General features: G+C 48.1%; 1 protein-coding gene. It reads right to left on the bottom strand.

The genetic code is table 11. From position 1 onward, the window contains the following. Positions 1-37: 37 nt before the first annotated feature. Positions 38-379, bottom strand: a complete 342-nt coding sequence (locus H7U32_RS10520; RefSeq protein ID WP_204469957.1) for a YbaB/EbfC family nucleoid-associated protein — start codon at positions 377-379, stop codon at positions 38-40. Between the last annotated feature and the right edge of the window lie 53 nt (positions 380-432).

The raw sequence follows: 432 nt of genomic DNA, 5'->3' as shown, positions 1-432 counted from the left end.
GTCCCCTTTGGCGCGTATTTTCAGAATATTCCGAAGACTAGAACATTCCCGGCATTCCGCCTGTCAGTTTTGACATTGCCGCGCCGGACTCTTCTTCTACTTTTCTGAGTGCTTCATTTGCCGCTGCTACAACCAGATCTTCCAGCATTTCGTTATCATCAGGACCTACCACTTCTTCAGCCAGTTTTACCTTCAGTACTTCTCTTTTTCCGGACACAGTTACTTCAACCGCGCCGCCGCCTGCCGTGGCAGTGAACTCTTTTGACTCCAGTTCTTTCTGCTGCTCTTCCATCTGACGCTGCATTCTCTGCGCCTGCTTCATAAGATTTGCCATATTTCCCGGCATTCCGCCGCCAGGGAAACCTCCTCTTTTTGCCATATCTAATCCTCCACAGTGATTTCCATATTTATTTTCTGCTCAATATCCACGAA

This window comes from Bifidobacterium pullorum subsp. saeculare, from assembly GCF_016899725.1.
GTDB classification, from domain to species: domain Bacteria; phylum Actinomycetota; class Actinomycetes; order Actinomycetales; family Bifidobacteriaceae; genus Bifidobacterium; species Bifidobacterium pullorum_C.
This window is presented reverse-complemented; position numbering and strand designations above follow the sequence as displayed.